Annotated in this window: 11 protein-coding genes; 4 read left to right on the forward strand and 7 right to left on the reverse strand. The window is 72.6% G+C overall.

Features of this window, described 5'->3' with window-relative positions:
- Positions 1-8 precede the first annotated feature (8 nt).
- The 7 genes from priA to mtnA form a co-directional block, all read right to left on the reverse strand.
- Complete coding sequence (priA, locus tag VGT06_04845; GenBank protein ID HEV8662459.1) at positions 9-2,429, reverse strand: primosomal protein N'; 2,421 nt, start codon at positions 2,427-2,429, stop codon at positions 9-11.
- Between the two features lie 393 nt (positions 2,430-2,822).
- Positions 2,823-3,518 (reverse strand): uracil-DNA glycosylase, encoded by a 696-nt coding sequence (locus tag VGT06_04850; protein HEV8662460.1) that lies wholly within the window; start codon positions 3,516-3,518, stop codon positions 2,823-2,825.
- Positions 3,519-3,538: 20 nt separating this feature from the next.
- A complete protein-coding gene (gene coaBC / locus VGT06_04855) occupies positions 3,539-4,750 on the reverse strand; it encodes a bifunctional phosphopantothenoylcysteine decarboxylase/phosphopantothenate--cysteine ligase CoaBC (protein HEV8662461.1) in 1,212 nt (403 codons plus the stop codon).
- Between the two features lie 33 nt (positions 4,751-4,783).
- Complete coding sequence (thiD, locus tag VGT06_04860) at positions 4,784-5,593, reverse strand: bifunctional hydroxymethylpyrimidine kinase/phosphomethylpyrimidine kinase (protein HEV8662462.1); 810 nt, start codon at positions 5,591-5,593, stop codon at positions 4,784-4,786.
- Between the two features lie 146 nt (positions 5,594-5,739).
- A complete protein-coding gene (locus VGT06_04865) occupies positions 5,740-7,956 on the reverse strand; it encodes a transglycosylase SLT domain-containing protein (protein HEV8662463.1) in 2,217 nt (738 codons plus the stop codon).
- A gap of 34 nt (positions 7,957-7,990) precedes the next feature.
- On the reverse strand, positions 7,991-8,944 hold the full coding sequence (locus tag VGT06_04870; GenBank protein HEV8662464.1) for a response regulator: 954 nt from the start codon (positions 8,942-8,944) through the stop codon (positions 7,991-7,993).
- A gap of 2 nt (positions 8,945-8,946) precedes the next feature.
- The gene (gene mtnA / locus VGT06_04875) at positions 8,947-10,002 is read right to left on the reverse strand and encodes an S-methyl-5-thioribose-1-phosphate isomerase (protein ID HEV8662465.1); all 1,056 of its coding nucleotides are present in this window, start codon (positions 10,000-10,002) and stop codon (positions 8,947-8,949) included.
- 142 nt (positions 10,003-10,144) lie between these two features.
- Here mtnA and VGT06_04880 point away from each other — a divergent pair, with 142 nt between their 5' ends.
- The 4 genes from VGT06_04880 to VGT06_04895 all read left to right on the forward strand — a co-directional run.
- Positions 10,145-11,257, forward strand: coding sequence for an MFS transporter (locus VGT06_04880; protein HEV8662466.1), 1,113 nt, complete (start codon positions 10,145-10,147; stop codon positions 11,255-11,257).
- Between the two features lie 2 nt (positions 11,258-11,259).
- The gene (gene glpD / locus VGT06_04885; GenBank protein ID HEV8662467.1) at positions 11,260-12,909 is read left to right on the forward strand and encodes a glycerol-3-phosphate dehydrogenase; all 1,650 of its coding nucleotides are present in this window, start codon (positions 11,260-11,262) and stop codon (positions 12,907-12,909) included.
- Between the two features lie 115 nt (positions 12,910-13,024).
- On the forward strand, positions 13,025-14,158 hold the full coding sequence (locus tag VGT06_04890) for an extracellular solute-binding protein (protein HEV8662468.1): 1,134 nt from the start codon (positions 13,025-13,027) through the stop codon (positions 14,156-14,158).
- A gap of 18 nt (positions 14,159-14,176) precedes the next feature.
- On the forward strand, positions 14,177-14,602 hold a 426-nt coding region (locus VGT06_04895), incomplete at its 3' end, for an ABC transporter ATP-binding protein (protein HEV8662469.1).

Consider the following 14,602-nt stretch of genomic DNA (forward strand, 5'->3'; position numbering starts at 1 on the left):
CCGCGGCCTTACCAGAGATCCAGGGGGTCAACGTCCACCTCAATGCTGAGGCCGGCGCGACCGGGGGGAGGCCCGCCCGTGAGGGCCGCCCGGACCGCCCGATGCAGCGCGCTGGCGACCCTTCCCTTCGCGAGGAGGTGCCACCGGTACGCGCCCCGCAGGCGAAGGAGGGGGGCGGGAGCGGGGCCGTCCACCTCCACCCCGGGCCGATCTTGCAAGAGCCCGGCCAGGCGCTCCGCTGCGGCCCGGGCGGCTCCCTCGTCCGGCGCGGTGCAGAGCACGCGGACGGTGCGGGTGAAGGGGGGGAGGCGACGGGCCTGCCGGAGCGGCACCTCCTCCCGGTAGAAGCCGGGATAGTCCTGCGCGAGCGCCGCGCGGATGGCGTAGTGCTCGGGGGAAAAGGTCTGGATGATCCCTTCCCCCGGGTCCCGCCCTCGCCCCGAGCGTCCCACCATCTGGGTGAGGAGGGCGAAGGTCCGCTCCCCCGCGCGGAAGTCCGGCAGGTTCAACGTGAGGTCGGCGGCCACGATGCCCACCAGCGTGACCCCGGGGAAGTCGTGCCCCTTGGCGATCATCTGCGTCCCGACCAGGACATCCAGGGACCCGTCAGCCAGGCGGGAGAGGATGGCGCGGACTCCCGCCGCCCCAGCGGTCGTGTCCCGGTCCATCCGGGCGACCCGCGCGTTGGGATAGGTCTCCAGAACCACCCGTTCGAGCTGTTGGGTCCCGATGCCGAACTGGCGCAACCGGCTCCCGCGGCATTCCGGGCAGGCCTCCGGCACCTTGCGCGCATGCCCGCAGTGGTGACAGAGGGCGCGCGCCACCGTGGCGTGCCAGATGAGGCTGACGCTGCAGCGGGGACAGCGCAGGATCAACCCGCATTCCCGGCAGAGGAGGGCGGCGGCGTACCCGCGCCGGTTCAGCAGGAGGAGAACCTGGCCCCCGCGCCCGAGGTGGGCCCCGATCCGCTCCCGCAGCAGGGGGGAGAGGAGGGGGAGGCGCCCCGCGCGGGCCAGCTCCTGGCGCATGTCCACCACGTGGACCGTGGGGAGGCGGGCCTCCCCGAGCCGTGCCGGCAGGGTCAGCAGGCGGTAGCGCCCCCGCTCGGCGTTGGCGTACGACTCCAGCGCGGGGGTGGCGGACCCGAGGAGGACGGGGCAGCCGAGGAGACGCGCCCGCAGGACCGCCACGTCCCGCGCGTGGTAGCGGGGGACCTCCTCCTGCTTGTAGGCCGAATCCTGCTCCTCGTCCACGATCAGCAGGCCGAGGCGGGGGAGCGGGGCGAAAATTGCGGAGCGAGCGCCGACCACGATGTCGGCCTCCCCCGCCCGGATCCGGCGCCACTCGTCGAAGCGCTCCCCCGGGCGGAGCCCGCTGTGCAAGAGCGCGACGCGGCGGCCGAAGCGGGCGGCGAAGCGGGTGGTGGCTGCCGGGGTCAAGCCGATCTCGGGGACCAGGACCAGCGCCTGCCGGCCCGCGGCGAGCGCGGCCGCGATCGCCTGCAGGTAGACTTCGGTCTTTCCGCTCCCCGTCACGCCGAAGAGGAGGAAGACGGCAAAGCGCCCCGCCCGGAGGGCGGCGAGGCTGGCGGCCAGCGCCTCGGCCTGCGCCGGGGTCGGGGGGAAGGGGAGCTCTGTGGCCTCCGCGGGGTAGTCGGCCAGCGGGTCCCGCCGCACCTCGCGGATCTCTGCGCGGAGCAGCCCCCGGCGGACGAGGGCCAGTTCGGCGGCGCTTCCGCCCCGCCGGCGCAGCTCCGAGACGGGGAGCTCGCCCCCCGCCTGCACGAGGCGCTCGAGGATGTCGGCCTGGCGCGGGGCGCGGCCCCGGAGCGCCTCGGCCTGGCGCCGCGCCTCCTCCGGGGGCACCGCCAGCGCGTAGCATCGGACGGCGCGAGGCCGGTCCCGGGGGGCCGGCAGGAGCGGCTCCACCCGGAGGAGGTCGCGCCGGGCGAGGCGCGTGAGGCAGGCGCGCGCGGCGGCGGGACCGATCCGGCTGGCCAGGGTGCGGGTGGGGATGGCGACCCGCCGGGTCAGGAGCGCGGCCAGTTGCTGCGCGGCCGGAGAGGCGTCCGCCGCGAGGAGGTCGGCCACGGTCGTCCCGGGGGTCAACCGGATGACCGGCCGCGCGAGAGCGGTGAGGCCCGGGGGGAGGGCCGCCCGGATGACCTCCCCCCACGGGGCGAAGTAGTAGTCGGCAATCCAGCGGGTGAGCTCCAGGAGATGCCCGTCGAGAACCGGGACCTCATCCAGGACCTCCAGGATCGGCCGGAGCCGGAGGGGGGGTGGTTCGGACGGGAATCCGACCACGTAGCCGGTGGCCTCGCGGCGCGCCAGGGGGACGCGGACCCGCACGCCGATCTGGAGGGTCGCGGCCAGCTCCGGGGGGATGCTGTAGGTGAGGGGAGCCGGGAGCGGCAGGGGGAGGGCCACCGCCGCGTAGGGCCGCGGGGCTCCCGCCCCGGGGAGAGGCGCCGAATTGCTTTGACCTTTTGCCATCGATTCCGGTACTCTGGCGGCGGGAGGTGGACAGGGCATGGGATTAGGGGCGAGGAAACGGCGTCCTTCCCTCCGCTACGACCAGGTGGTCCATGATCTGTGGGTAGGCTTGATCGAGGGGGATCGCCGCTACCACTCTACGCACCCGCAGCACCAGCGTTCCCTCCTCTCGGAGTTGCTGAGGGGAGGATTCGCGCGGGGTTTTATCCGCATGCGCCTGCCACGCCTCGCTACGCTCTTGCCGCAGCACCCGCCGACCCGCCCGGTCCGCCCCAAGGCTTCCTGACCGCCCCCTCGCTCGGAGACCTACAATTCGTCGCAGCCACTCTAGGTGCGGCCGGTGAGGCGGGCGAGCTCCCGCTGCAGGAGCTGCATGTCCTGCCAGACGGTTTTCTTCTCGTAGGGGTTCCGGAGGAGATACGCGGGGTGGTAGGTGGGCAGGAGGGGGATGCCCCGAAACTCGAAGAGCCGGCCGCGCAGGCGGGAGATCGGCTCCTTCGTCTTCAGGAGGGTGTGGGCGGCGGGGCCCCCGAGGGCGCAGATCAGCTTGGGCCGGATCGCCGTGAGCTGCTTGAACAGGAACGGCTCGCAGGTGGCGATCTCGTCCGGCTCCGGGGTCCGGTTGCCCGGCGGGCGGCACTTGATGATGTTGCAGATGTAGACGTCCTCCCGCCTGAGCCCGATCGCCTGGATGATCCGGGTCAGGAGCTGGCCGGCCCGCCCCACGAACGGCTCCCCCTGCGCGTCTTCCTCGGCCCCCGGCGCCTCCCCCACGAAGACCAGGTCGGCCTGCGGGTTGCCGACCCCGAAGACGATCTGGGTCCGGCCCCGGCAGAGCTTGCACCGGGTGCACTCCCCCAGCTCCTCCCGGACCTCGGCGAGCGTGAGAGGCGGTCGGGCGGGCGCGGGCCCCGCCAGGGGTGCTCCGGGGACGAACTCGAGGCCGAGCTGGCGCTGCGCCTCGAGGTAGATCCTGGTGGCGCGCGTGAGCTCCCGCAGCTCGTCCCGGGGGTCGGCGTCCATGGTTGGGTGGAGGATTGGCGTCAGGCGCGCTTCGGGCGGGCCGCCAGCAGGCGGGCGACCCGGTCGAGGATCCGGTGGGCCACCTCCCGCTTGCTGAGCAGGGGGAGGGGCTCGACCTCCCCGTCCGCGCCCACCAGCGTCACCCGGTTGGTCTCGACGCCGAAGCCGGCGTCCTTCGCCCCCACGTCGTTGGCCACCACCAGGTCCAGGTTCTTCTTCCGGAGTTTCTCCCTGGCGTTGGCGACGATCTCCTCGGTCTCCGCGGCGAAGCCGACCAGGACGGCCTTCCCCTTGCGCCGCGACAGCTCGGCGAGGATATCCGGGGTGGGGGTCAGCTCCACGGTCAACACTTCCCGCCCCTTCTTGATCTTGGTCGGGGCGACCCGGGCCGGCCGGTAATCGGCGGGGGCGGCCGCCTTGATGACCGCATCCGTCCCCTCGGCGTGCGCCAGGACCGCCTCGTACATCTCCTGAGTGGTCTCGACCCGGATGCACTCCACGCCGGCCGGGGGGGCGAGGGGCGTGGGTCCGGTCACCAGGAGGACCCGCGCGCCCCGGGCCGCCGCCGCCTCGGCGAGGGCGAATCCCATCCGGCCCGAAGAGCGGTTCCCGACGAAGCGGACCGGGTCGAGCGGCTCGTAGGTCGGCCCCGCGGTCACCAGGAGGCTCCGGCCGCCCAGGTCGCGGGCGCGCGCCAGGAGTGCCTCGACCGCCCCCACGATCTCGGCCGGCTCGGCGAGGCGGCCGGGACCCGTGAGGCCCGAGGCCAGATCCCCGCTGGCGGGCCCGATGAAGTGGACCCCGCGCTGGACGAGCGTGGTCACGTTCGCCTGGGTGGCGGGGTGCCGCCACATCTCGACGTCCATGGCGGGCGCCAGGAGGACGGGACACGTGGCGGCAAGGAAGAGGTTGGTCAGGAAGTCGTCGGCCAGCCCGTGGGCGAACTTGGCCAGGGTGTGGGCGGTGGTCGGGGCCACCAGGAAGAGATCCGCCCCGCCGGCCGCCGCGATGTGCGCGATCTGCCCTTGGGGGTCGGGCGCGTACGGGTCGGTGAGGACGGGCCGGCGGGAGAGGGTCTCGAAGGTGAGGGGGGCCATGAAGCGAGCCGCGCTCTCGGTCATGGCGCAGTGGACATCGGCTCCCCGCCGGGTCAGCTCGCGGAGGAGCTCCACCGCCTTGTAGGCGGCGATGCTCCCCGTCACCCCCAGCAGGATTCGCTTCCCCGTGAGCATGCTTCCTCCTGGTCGCCCGATGTCCCGGCTCCCTTACCCGTCCTCCTCGAATCCGGCCCCCTTCAGTCCGACCAGGTGGTTGAGGGGGCCCCGCCCCTTCCCGATGGCGACCGCGGCCCGGAGCCCCTCGGCCACGTAGGCTTGAGCGGCGGCCACGGCGGTCGGGACGGCCTGGCCGCGGGCCAGTCCGGCGGCGATGCCCGCGGAGAGCGTACACCCGGTCCCGTGGCTGTTCGTGGTCTCGATCCGCGGCCCTTCCCGGACGATGAACTCCTGCCCGTCGTAGAGCACGTCGAGGACCCGCGGACCCGGCAGGTGTCCCCCCTTGACCAGCACGTGGCGCGCGCCCAGGGCATGGATCGCCCGCGCCGCCTCCTTCATCCCCGGGAGGTCCCGGATCTTCTCCCCAGCCAGGATGGCGGCCTCGTCGAGGTTGGGGGTCACCACCAGGGCCAGGGGGAGGAGGACCTGCTTCACCGCCTCCTCGGCACCGGGATCCAGGAGGGGATCCCCGCTGGCTGCCACCATGACGGGGTCCACGACGAGCGCCCTGAGCTCGAAGGCGCGCAGCTCCCGGGCCACCGCTTCCACGATGTCGGCCGTGGCCAGCATCCCGGTCTTTGCGGCGTCCGCCCCGATATCCCCCAGGACCGATCGGATCTGCGCGACCACGAACTCCGGGGGCAGGACGTGGACCCCCTGGACCCCCAGGGTGTTCTGGGCGGTGATGGCGGTGAGCGCTGACATCCCGTAGACCCGGAACGCCGTGAAGGTCTTGAGGTCGGCCTGGATGCCGGCACCTCCCCCCGAGTCCGACCCCGCGATCGTCAACGCTTTGCGCATCGAGATGCCTCCGGGAAGGAGAGGCGCGCCCCGCGACTGCATTATACGGCAGGGGGCTCAGCGAGCGCCACGCCGTTCTCCGGGCGCGTGCACGAGGGGTTCCCGGGCCGGGCCCCCTCCGGGTGGCAGCGGGCGATCGCCGCCCGTCAGTCCTGGGGAGTGCGGCCGGGTTCCGCCGCCGGGGGCTCGGGCGGTGCCGCAGGCGCCTGAGCGTACAGCGCCTGGTACCGGTGGTAGCTGGCCAGGACCCGTTTCACGTATTCCCTGGTCTCGGCGTAGGGGATGGCCTCGATGAAGCGGTCCGGGTCGGCGGCCGGGATCTCCTGGAGCCAACGCCGGACCGCCTGCGGGCCGGCGTTGTAGGCGGCCAGCGCGAGCGGCAGGTTCCCCCCGAAGTCCTCGAGGACCTGCGCCAGGTAGGCGGTGCCCAGCGTGAGGTTCACCGTCGGCGCGTGCAGTCCCTCGGGGTGGGGATCCGGCAGGGCGAGGGCGCGGGCGACGCGCCGGGCGGTGGCCGGCATCAGTTGCATCAGGCCTCGGGCCCCGGCTCGGGAGACGGCTGCGGAGCCGAAGGCGCTCTCCTCTCGCATCACGGCGGCAACCAGGTGGGGATCCACGCCGCGGGCCGCGGAGAGCTCCTGGACCGCGTCCCAGTAGGCGAGGGGGTAGAGCAACTCCCAGAACGCGGGGAGCGGGAGGGCCAGCGGATTCTGGCGGTAGGCGGTCAGCAGGATCCGCCGGGCGATCCAGAGGACCCGGTCGAACCGGCGAGCCCGCAGGAATGCCTCGACGGCCTCCTGCTGCAACCCCCGGTCCCCGGGGTGGGTGCGGACGAGGAGCCAGTACTCCTCCGTCGCCTCATCCCAGAGGCGCAGGGCGCTCAGTTCGCGGGCGGTGGCGAGGCGAGGGTGGTCCCCGGGGGGATCCACGGGGGCCGCGGCCGGCCGGGGCGGGTCGGGCGAGGCCGGGCTGCCGTGGGACGCGAGGAGCTCCCGCGCCCGCGCCGCATAGTAGTCCCCCCCTGCCCCCTCTGCTGCGCTTTGGAAGCGCTGCCGCGCCTCTTCCCGATCCCCCGCGGCCTCCAGGAGGCGCCCCTCCCAGAAGAGGGCCTGGGTGGCGTACGGGGAGGCCCGCCGCCCTGCGAGGGTTTTGAGGAGGGGCCGGGCCTGCCCCACGCGACCGTCCCGGATGTGCGTCCAGGCCCGCCGCCAGAGCGCGGCGTCGGCGAACTCCCCGTCAGGGTAGGTCCGCTCCAAGCGGGCGAACGCCTCGAGCGCCTCCTGGCGCCGCCCCAGGTCCTCCAGGTTCTCTGCCAGCAAGAAGAGTGCGTCGTCAGCGAGGGGGTGGGTCGGTCTGAGAACCACGAGCCGCTGCAGGAGGGTGTTGGCCCCGGCGGGGTCGCCCCCGCGGGTCCGGGCCCGAGCCGCCCAGAAGAGGGCGCGCGCCTGGTGGGGGCCCCCGCGGGAGGCGGCTGCCGCCAGCTGCCGCGCGGCCTCGGGGTACTCCCGGAGGCGGAAGTAGCTCTGCCCCAGCAGGTATTGGGCCTCCTCCCGGTGGGGGCCCGGCGCGGTGGCGAAGGGGACCAGGGCCTCCACCGCCTGACTGAAGGCCTCGATCCGGTACAGCCCCCGGGCGCGGGCGAACAGGTCGGTCGCCGTGACGGCCACGGGGGCTCCGAGGGCCTCGAGGAGCGCCGCGGCCTCGTCGCCCGCTCTGCTCCCCGGCTCCTCCCGCCAGAGCTCGAGCAGAAGCGGAAGGGCTTCCGCCGGATCCCCCGCCCGGAGCCGGACGCGGGCCAGCAGGAGGCGGCCCGTGGGGGCGCGCGGGGAGGTCCCGAACTGCGCCAGGTACTGCCGGAGGCTCAGGGTGGCGGCGTGCAGGTCGAGGGCGGTCGCCTGGCTCTCCGCGAGGAGGAGGAGGGCGGGCTCGACCAGAGGGCTCTCGGGGTAGGTAGCCAGGAGCCGGGCGAGGGGGGCAATGGCCTCCTGGGGGACGCCGCGGCGCTGCTCGGCCTCGCCCCAGGCGAGCAGGGCGTAGTCGGCCACCTCCGGGGAGGCTGCGGCCGCGGCCCGGAGGTGCGGCAGCGCCTCCTCGTAGCGGCCGAGGCGATGGTGGCAGATCCCGAGGAGGAGATCGACCCGGCGGGCGAGGGGTTCCGGCAGCGCCGGGCCGGCCAGGGGGCCGAGCTGCGCGGTGACCCCCTCGCAATCTCCCTCCGCCACGGCCTCCAGGGCGTCGGCAAAGGTGGCCGCAGGGTCCGGGGAGGGGGGCGAGTCCACCGACGGGGAGGGGCCCGGGAGGAGAAGGGCAAGGGCCAGGAGGATCGCGCGCGCCGGCTTGGCCTGCCCGGTTCCTTCCGTCATACGCCTCCTGTCGCCGGGATCCCTCGCCGCGGGCCTAGACCTTCTCCAGCATCGCCTTGCTGTGGAGCTTGTGGACGTTCTCGAGGGCCTTCAGGTCGTCGATGCCGCTTTCCTCGATGACGGCGTGGATGTCCCGGCTCCCGTCGAAGAGGCCCAGGAACCGCTCCAGATCGGGGGCCAGCTTCTTGCCTGCAAGCATCTGGCGAAGTCGGGGGCTGGCCTTGAGCCGGGCGGTGAGCGGCGGCAGCTGCTTGGCCAGGCGGGCGGTCTCATCCACGCGGCGCAGTCCCTCCATGATGAGGGACTGGTTGCCCCGGCTGATCTGCGCGGGGCCGGTGGGGGGGGTGGTCCCCAGCGACTCCAGCTCGAAGTCCCCGTCGCTCCAGCTCAGGAGCCGGTAGACCGCCCCCTCTCCCCGCAGGTTTCCCTGCAGGGCGTTCACGACCTTGCCGTCCTGGAAGTAGAGGTGCCCCGCGCGCCCCTCCGAGACGATGCTGAGAATGCCGGTCTTTTTCTCCAGCTCCAGGAACTGGATGAGGTTGACGAGGCTCATGTCCCGGAGCTTCCCCTTGACGCCGGCACTCCCCCCCCCGCCCTTCTCGGACTTCTCCGCCTCCGACTTCCGCAGGACCTTCTTGACCCGGACCAGGAGCTCGTCGAAGTGGAAGGGCTTCGTGACGTAATCCTCCGCACCGAGCTGCAGCCCCCGCACCTTGTCCTTCACCTGGGAGAGGGCGGTGAGGAAGATGATGGGGATGGTCGCGGTCCGGGGGTTCTCCTTCAGGATCTTGGCCACCTCGAACCCATCGATCTTCGGCATCATGACATCCAGGAGGATGAGATCGGGGACGTGCTCCCAGGCCATCTCGAGCGCCTCCACCCCGTTGCTCGCCCTGAGGACGTCCACGTAGAGCTCCTGCAGGCGGTCGGTGAGCATCTGGGCGATGAGCGGCTCGTCGTCGACCACCAGGACCTTCTCACCCGCCATCGCTACCGGTCCTCCCGGCCACCCAGAAGGGCGGCCAGGCTCTCCGTGTACGGGGGACGCGCCACCCCCCGCTCCGTGATGATGGCTGTCACCAGCGCGGCCGGGGTCACATCGAAGGCCGGGTGGAGGGCCGGGACCCCGGCCGGGGCGATTCGTCGTCCGGCCAGGGTCGTGACCTCCTCGGGGCTCCGCTCCTCGATGGGGATGGCGGCGCCGCTCTCGAGGGTGGGGTCGAGCGTGGAGAGGGGCGCGGCCACGTAGAAGGGGAGGCCGTGGGCCCGACAGGCGAGGGCCAGACCGTAGGTCCCGATCTTGTTCGCCACATCCCCGTTGCGGGCGATCCGGTCCGCTCCCACCAGGACCAGGTCCACGAGGCCCCGTGCCATGAGAGCCGGCGGCATCCCGTCCGTGACCAGGGTGACCGGGATGCCCTCCCGGTGCAACTCCCAGGCGGTCAGGCGGGCCCCCTGCAGGAAGGGGCGCGTTTCGTCGGCCAGGACCCGGATCCCCTTCCCCGCGGCGTGCGCGGCCCGCACCACCCCCAGGGCCGTCCCGTAGCCGACCGTCGCCAGGGCGCCGGCGTTGCAGTGGGTCAGGACCCGGGATCCCGGGGCCAGGAGCGGCTCTCCGTAGCGGCCGATCGCCCGGTTCGCCTCCAGGTCCTGCGCCCAGAGGCGCCTCGCCTCTGCCTCGAGGTGCGCCGTGATCGCGGGAACCGGGAGATCGCGGTGCTTGAGGGCCACCTGCTTCATCCGCTCGAGGGCCCAGGAGAGGTTGACGGCGGTCGGGCGCGTGGCGGCGAGCTCGCCGGCGATGCGGCAGAGGTCGGCGTAGAAGGGCTCAAACGCGGCTGCACGGCTCTGCCGGGCCCCCAGGGCGAGACCCATGGCTGCCGCGATCCCGATGGCCGGGGCTCCCCGGACCTGCATTCGCCGGATCGCCTCGGCCACGGCCGCGGCGTCCCTGCACTCCACGTAGAGTTCTTCTTCGGGGAGCCGGGTCTGATCCAGAAGCCGGACCATGCCCTCGTCTGTCCACTCGAGGGTCCGGATCATGATGAAAGGTACAGTAGCACCGCCGATGCTAATGTCAACCGAAATGTGGGATTTTGGCGGGATTGGAGCCTCGGGAGCGCTTGACAGGCGCTCCGGCGCCCACTATTCTCGGCCGGCCTGGCAGCCCCCGCGGACTCCATACACGATGCTGCTGTCGAGTCTTTACTACCTCCTCCTCACCTTTACGGGAATCCTCGGCCTGGGCTTCGGGACCGTCCTCCCCGCCGTGCAGGCTTCCTGGCCCACCTCTCCATGGGTCGGGCCCGCTGCGGCAGGGCTCCACTTCATCGGCGCCGCCGCGGGCGCGGGCTGGGCCGGGCGGTGGGCGCGCGCCCGCCCGGAGGCCTGGGTCGCGGCAGGCGCCGTCGTGCTCGGGGCGAGCGCGCTGCTCACCCCCGGCGTCTTTCGCCCCGAGTGGCTTCTCCTGCTCCGGCTCACGGGGGGCGTCGGGGCTGGGGTGATCGGGGTGGCCGCGCTCGAGCATCTCCTGGAGGCGCTGCCCCGTGAGATGGGGGCAGCGGCGGCGGGCGGGGCCGCCGCGGCCGTGAGCGCCGGGGCCGCAATCGCCTTCTGGGGGGGGCCGCGTCTCATTCCCGAGATGGGGTGGCAGGGTGCCGTGGCCCTTCCCGGCGGGGGCCTCCTCGGCCTGAGCCTGGCGGTCCTGGTCTTCGCCCGCAGGACGGACCCCGCTGCCTCACCGATGGCGGCGGCGAGCCGGCTGCCCCTCCGCCGGCTCCTTCCCTTGCTTGCGGCGGCGCTCGTCGCCAACGGGGCCTTCGGGGCCGGCCTCCTCCTCCTGCCCCTCTCTCTCGACGAGCGGGCGGCGTTCTCGCCCCGGGGTGCCGGCGCCCTCGCCGCCGCCGCCGCGGTGGCCACAATCCTGGCGGGCCCGCTCGTCGGAGTGGTCGGAGATGTTGCGGCTCGGCGGCGCTCGCTTTATAGTGCCAGCGCCGCCCTGCTCGCCTCCATCGGCCTGGGGTTCGCGTTGCGCCCCGCAGACCCGGGCTGGGGTGCAGCGTTCCTCGCCGTGGCCTGGGGCGCGGCGGGGGCTGGGCTTCCGGCGCTCTTTCCCCTGGCGGCGGCGAGGGCGGGGCCGGAGGGGGCGCAGCCGGCGCGGGTCGCGCTGGTCACCGTCTGCCACCTGGGAGCGGGAATGTTCCTCCTCGTGGCGATGACGGGGGCGGGGCCTTTCCTCTGGGTCGGTCTCGCCGCCGCCGCCGCGGGCGGGGGGCTCGTGGCGCTCTGCGTGAAGGAGTGAGGATGCGACAAGCGCGCTTCGGCGCGATCGCCGATCGGGAGGTGGACGTTCTCGTGATCGGCGGGGGGATGGCGGGGGCCGGCATCGCCCGGGACGCGGCCTTACGCGGGCTCAGCGTCGTGCTCGTGGAGAAGCGCGACTTCGCCTACGGGACGACGAGCCGCTCCTCCAAGCTCATCCACGGGGGGCTCCGGTACCTGGAGATGTTCGACTTCGGCCTGGTCGCCGAGTCGCTCCGGGAGCGGGAGCGCCTCCGCCGGCTGGCCCCGCACCTGATCCGGCCGCTCCCCTTCGTGATCCCGGTCTACCGTGGGGGCAAGCGGGGGATGATTCAGATCCGCATCGGGATGGCCCTCTACGATCTGTTGACCCCGGGCCGTCGGGTCGGCCGGTACGGCGGCGTCTCGCGGGACCGCGCGCTGGCGCTCGAGCCGGGCCTCAACGCCACGGACCTCAAGGGCGCCGGGTTCTACTTTGACGACCTGCTGCTGAACCCGGAGCGGCTGTGCCTGGAGAACGTCCTCTCGGCCCGGCGCCACGGCGCCCAGGTCTACAACTACGCCCGGGTCGAGGAATTCCTCCGGGACGGGTCGCGCGTGGTCGGCGCCGTGGTGCGCGATGTCCTGACGGGCCAGGTGGCCCGCCTGCGGGCGGCCGTCCTGGTCAATGCGACCGGTCCCTGGATCGACGGGGTCCGGGCACTGGCGGGCCTCGACGGGGGGCGGCGGATCGTCCGGACGACCAAGGGGATCCACCTCCTCGTCCCCCGGCTGACCAGCCACGCGGTTTACCTAGAGGCTCGCGACGGCCGGATGTTCTTCGTCATCCCCTGGCGGACCTTCTCGCTGGTGGGCACGACCGACACCGACTTCGCCGGCGACCTGGATCGCCTCGCCGCGACCGCGGAGGAGGTGGAGTACCTGCTCGCGGGGACTCGCCGGGTCTTCCCGCAGGCGCGGATCGGCCCCGCCGACATCGCCTATACGTATGCCGGGGTCCGGCCCCTCACCTACGAGGAGGGGAAGCGCGCCTGGCAGGTCTCCCGGGCCCACAAGGTCATCGTGGAGGGCGAGGGGGGCAACTTCCTCTCCATCACCGGTGTGAAGCTGACGTGCTACCGCCAGCAGGCCGAGGAGGCGGTGGACCGGATCAGCCAGCTGCTCGGGCGGCGCGGGCCCGTCCGGACGCACCGGCTCGCCCTGGACGGGCTGGACACGGACACGACCGTGGGGGAGGCGCGCATCCTGGTGGATGCGGCTGCGGAGGCCGCCCGCTACGGGGTGGAGCCGGCCCTCCTGGAGATGCTGGTCGAGACCTACGGGCGCCGGTACCGGGAGGTGCTGGAGCGGACGGTCTCGCGCCCGGACATGAAGGCGCGGCTCTGCCCCTCCAACCCCGACATTGCGGCGCAGCTTGCGCAGGCGGTGGAGTCCGAGGCCGCGGTCAGCCTGGCCGACGTGCTGTTCCGGCGGACCGGGATCGGGACCAGCCCCTGCGTGGGGCGGGACTGCGCCGAGGCCATCGCGGCGCGGATGGCGGCCCTCTGCGGATGGGACGACGTCCGGCGCGAGCGGGAGCTGGCGGCGTACTGGGAGGAAGTCGCCCTGGGGCAGGAGTTTCGGGAGGGGGCCGCCGCAAAAAAAAGAGCTTGAAGGCGGGCGTACCCGCATGCCATAGTGCGGCCCCCGACTGTCGCCCGTCCCGCCGCTTCTCAGTCTTCCCCGGGGATCCCGGGGCGGTTGTCTTCGTCATCGGAAGGAGGGGAGCATGAGACGGATCCGCACTGCGCTCCTGGGGGGGCTCGCCCTCGCGCTGGCCGTGGGGCTGGTCCCGGGGATGGCCGCCGCCCAGGCGATCGAGGACGAGCTCGTCCTCATCACCCCCGTCTCCAAGTTCATCCACGACGCCGCGCTGAAGGCGTTCGCCGAGTACGCGAAGGAGACCTGGAACGTCACGGTGAAGGTAAATGCCCTCGCCGCCGGCACCCCGGTTGCCTACGGACGGATCGTGGAGTGGAAGGGGAGACCGGAGGTGGACATCTTCTGGGGCGGGGAGAGTGCCCTCTTCGATAAGCTCACCGACCAGAAGCTCCTGAGCAAGCTGGACCTTTCGAAGGCCAGCTGGGACGCCATCCCGGTCTCCGTCGGCAAGCCCAAGCCGATTCCCCTGAAGGACCCGCGCGGCTACTGGGTGGGCACGGCGCTCGAGCCCTACGGCCTGGTCTATCATCCGCGCGTCCTCAAGCGGCTCGGGGTCCCCGACCTCAAGACCTGGGACGACCTCCTGGACCCACGGCTGAAGGGAAACGTGGCCCAGTGCGCACCCACCCGAAGCAGCAGCAGCAACGCCACCTACGAGGTGATCCTCCAGAGCCTCGGGGAGGAGAAGGGCTGGGACTGGCTGAAGAAGCTGGCGGGCAACTCCGGCATCTTCACCGCCCGGAGCCGTGACGTGCCTTCCGTCGTGGCGAAGGGGGAGTTTGCCGCGGGGTTCGCCGTCCCCTCCTACATGGCCTTCGAGGAGCGACTGGCCGGCTTTGACATCAAGTTCGTCGCCCCACAGAATGCCTTCGTCACCCCGGAACCGATGGCCATCCTGGCCGGGGCGAAGCACCCGAAGGCAGCCGCCGCCTTCATCGAGTTCCTCCTCACCGAGCGGGGCCAGCGGGTCTTCATGGAACGGGGTCTCTTCCCCATCACCCCCAAGTACCGGGTTCAGGGAGCCCCGGGCTCGCCGGCGGAGATGGCGGTCGAGTTCACCGGGGGCGTGCGGTCGTACTTCGAGAGCGACGTGAGCAACGTCTACGATGATGCCATCGCCAACAAGCGGTCGGAGAGCCTGAAGGCCAAGTATCGGGCCGAGATCGAGGCCAAGTGGGAGGAACTGAAGAAGGCGCAGTAGCGGGTACCCCCCTCCGGCATGCGGATCCGGATCACCGACCTGACCAAGCGCTTCGGCCCGCTCGAGGCGGTCAGCCACGTCTCCCTCGAGATCCGGGACGGGGAGCTCTTCACCCTCCTGGGGCCCTCGGGCTGCGGGAAGAGCACGCTCCTCCGCCTCATCGGGGGCTTCCACGTCCCCGACACCGGCGAGATTTACTTCAACGACCGCCTGGTCAACCCCATCCCCCCCTACCAGCGGAACATCGGCATGGTGTTCCAGAACTACGCTCTCTGGCCGCATATGACGGTCTGGCAGAACGTGGCCTACGGACTGAAGCTCAAGCGACTCCCTGCCCAGGAGCTCCAGGCCCGGGTGGCGGAGGGCCTGCGGAAGGTGAACCTGACGGGGCTTGAGGACCGGTATCCGGGGCAGCTCTCCGGCGGGCAGCAGCAGCGGGTGGCG

This window comes from Candidatus Methylomirabilis sp., assembly GCA_036000645.1.
In the GTDB taxonomy this organism is placed as follows: domain Bacteria; phylum Methylomirabilota; class Methylomirabilia; order Methylomirabilales; family JACPAU01; genus JACPAU01.

What these genes read in the sequence shown, in the direction of transcription:
- VGT06_04870 (HEV8662464.1), bottom strand. Translation starts at nt 8,944, where the DNA reads ATGGCGGGTGAGAAGGTCCTGGTGGTCGACGACGAGCCGCTCATCGCC.
- VGT06_04850 (HEV8662460.1), bottom strand. Translation starts at nt 3,518, where the DNA reads ATGGACGCCGACCCCCGGGACGAGCTGCGGGAGCTCACGCGCGCCACC.
- VGT06_04865 (HEV8662463.1), bottom strand. Translation starts at nt 7,956, where the DNA reads ATGACGGAAGGAACCGGGCAGGCCAAGCCGGCGCGCGCGATCCTCCTG.
- glpD (HEV8662467.1), top strand. Translation starts at nt 11,260, where the DNA reads ATGCGACAAGCGCGCTTCGGCGCGATCGCCGATCGGGAGGTGGACGTT.
- coaBC (HEV8662461.1), bottom strand. Translation starts at nt 4,750, where the DNA reads ATGCTCACGGGGAAGCGAATCCTGCTGGGGGTGACGGGGAGCATCGCC.
- VGT06_04880 (HEV8662466.1), top strand. Translation starts at nt 10,145, where the DNA reads ATGCTGCTGTCGAGTCTTTACTACCTCCTCCTCACCTTTACGGGAATC.
- VGT06_04890 (HEV8662468.1), top strand. Translation starts at nt 13,025, where the DNA reads ATGAGACGGATCCGCACTGCGCTCCTGGGGGGGCTCGCCCTCGCGCTG.
- thiD (HEV8662462.1), bottom strand. Translation starts at nt 5,593, where the DNA reads ATGCGCAAAGCGTTGACGATCGCGGGGTCGGACTCGGGGGGAGGTGCC.